This is a genomic window from Nguyenibacter vanlangensis, from assembly GCF_013376155.1.
GTDB lineage: Bacteria > Pseudomonadota > Alphaproteobacteria > Acetobacterales > Acetobacteraceae > Gluconacetobacter > Gluconacetobacter vanlangensis.
This window is the reverse complement of the sequence record NZ_JABXXP010000431.1, coordinates 1-2460: the sequence shown is the minus strand read 5'-3', so window position 1 is coordinate 2460 and position 2460 is coordinate 1. Positions and strand designations below refer to the sequence as shown.

Below are 2460 nucleotides of genomic sequence, written 5' to 3'. Positions count from 1 at the left end.
GACCTCGCCGCGCGGCTCAGCGGCTCGGGCGACATCTTCGACCGCCGCGGCCGCCGCCCCACGGCGTCGCTCAATTTCGTGACCTCGCACGATGGTTTCACGCTGATGGATGTCGTCAGCTATTCGACCCGCCACAACGACGCCAACGGTGAAGGCGGCCAGGACGGCCATTCGGAAAATTTCAGCGCGAACTGGGGGGTCGAGGGCCCGACCGACGATCCCCCCATCCTCGCGGTGCGCGACCGGCTCCGCCGCGCCATGCTGGCCACGATGTTCTTCTCGCAGGGCACGCCCATGCTGCTGGCCGGCGACGAGTTCGGCCAGACCCAGGACGGCAACAACAACGCCTATTGCCAGGATAACGGCACGGCCTGGCTGGACTGGTCGCTGGCCGGCAGCCCGAGCGGCCAGACCATGATCGATTTCGTGGCGCGGTTGGTCGCGCTGCGCAAAGCGCGCCCCTCGCTGCGCTGGAACGGCTATCTCCACGGGCGCCGCGAAACCATGCCCGGCCTCAGCGACATCGCCTGGTACGGCCCCGACGGCACCGTCATGACGACCGATTCCTGGAACGACGCGGCGGGCCGCGTGCTCGGCGTGCTGCGCTCCGTCGCCGATGCTTGGAACGGCCCCGACACCACCTATCTGATCATGAACGCGGGGGCCGAGGACGCGGATTGCACGCTGCCGCCGATCCCCGGGACCTGGACGCTGCTGCTCGACAGCGCCAATCCCAACCGTCCGCCCGGCACGGCACCGGACGGCGGCCAAGGATCGACATACCTGGGGGCGGGACTGCCGGCCGAGGGGCAGGGGGGGCAGAACCCGTCGCACTGGATCGTCCCCGCCCACGGCGCCGTGCTGCTCGGCTTCACCCCGCGCACGAAGATCTGAAGGGGATTGCCCATGCGCACGACTCACGCCTTCGCCTGCACGTTCGGCGCGACGGTGATCGCGCCGCATTGGACCCGGTTCCGCTTCTGGGCCCCGTCCTGCAACCACGTGACCCTGGAAATCGAAGGCGCGTCTCCCCTTCCCATGACCGCCGAAGGCGCCGGCTGGTTCGTGGCCGAGGCCCCCTGCGGCGCCGGCGCCCGCTACCGCTACCGCGTCGCCCCCGGCCTCGCCGTCCCCGACCCTGCCTCCCGCGCGCAACCCGACGACGTCCAGGGCCCCAGCATGGTGGTCGATCCGCGCGCCTATGACTGGACGGCCGATGACCGGCGCGGCCTGCCATGGCGCGGCCTGCCCTGGGAACAGGCCGTCATCTACGAAATCCATGTCGGCGCCGCGGGCGGGTTTCGCGGCGTGCGCGCGCAGTTGCCGCGCCTGGCCGCGCTGGGCATCACCGCGATCGAACTGATGCCGCTGTCCGAATTTCCCGGCGGCCGCAACTGGGGCTATGACGGCGTGCTGCCCTATGCGCCGGAATCCGCCTACGGCACGCCGGACGACCTCAAGGCGCTGGTCGACCATGCGCACGCGCTGGGCATGATGGTCTTCCTCGACGTCGTCTATAATCATTTCGGACCGGACGGCAATTTCATCGCCGCCTACGCCGCCCCCTTCTTCCGCGCCGACCGCCCCACGCCCTGGGGGGCCGCCATCGATTTCCGCCAGCAGGCGGTGCGCACCTATTTCACCGAAAACGCCTTGTACTGGCTGATGGAATATCGTTTCGACGGCCTGCGGCTGGACGCGGTGCACGCGATCGCCGACCGCGAATGGCTGCTCGAACTCGCCGCCCGCGTCCGCGCGCGCGTCGAGGCCGGCCGCCATGTCCACCTGATCCTGGAAAACGAGCATAACGATGTCGGCCTGCTGCAATCCGGCTTCGACGCGCAATGGAACGATGACGGCCACAATGCCGCGCACGTCCTCCTGACCGGCGAGCATGAAGGCTATTACCGCAATTTCGCCGACGAACCGATCATCCACCTCGCCCGCGTGCTGGGCCAGGGCTTCGCCTTCCAGGGCCAGTTCTTCCCCACGCTCGGCCGTCCGCGCGGCATGCCCTCGGGCAGCCTGCCGCCCTCGGCCTTCGTGCTGTTCCTGCAGAACCACGACCAGATCGGCAATCGCGCGATGGGCGAACGGCTGACCGTGCTCGCCGATCCCGACGCGCTGCGCGCCTGCTACGGGCTGCTGCTGCTCGGCCCGCAGATCCCGCTGCTCTTCATGGGCGAGGAATGGGGCTCGCGCCGCCCCTTCCTCTTCTTCACCAGCCACAAGCCCGAACTGGGGCAGATCGTGCGCGACGGGCGGCGGCGCGAATTCGCCGCCTTCTCCCATTTCGCCGATCCGACCCTGCGCGAGACGATCCCCGACCCCAATGCCCCGGAAACCTTCGCCGCCTCGCGGCTCGACGAGTCCGAGACCGAGACCGCGGACGGCAGGGCATGGCTGGACCTGACCGGCCGCCTGCTGCGCCTGCGCGCGCATCACATCGTGCCGCGCCTG

The 2460-nt window shown here is 69.6% G+C and carries 1 protein-coding gene and 1 pseudogene; both read left to right on the top strand.

Translation table 11 applies throughout. The annotated features are described in order from the left end of the window. Positions 1-894: pseudogene (locus HUK84_RS14915) on the top strand (glycogen debranching protein GlgX); the annotation flags it as partial. Positions 895-906: 12 nt separating this feature from the next. Then, positions 907-2460, top strand: a 1554-nt coding sequence (gene treZ, locus HUK84_RS14910) for a malto-oligosyltrehalose trehalohydrolase (protein ID WP_176640987.1), incomplete at its 3' end; no start/stop codon positions are given.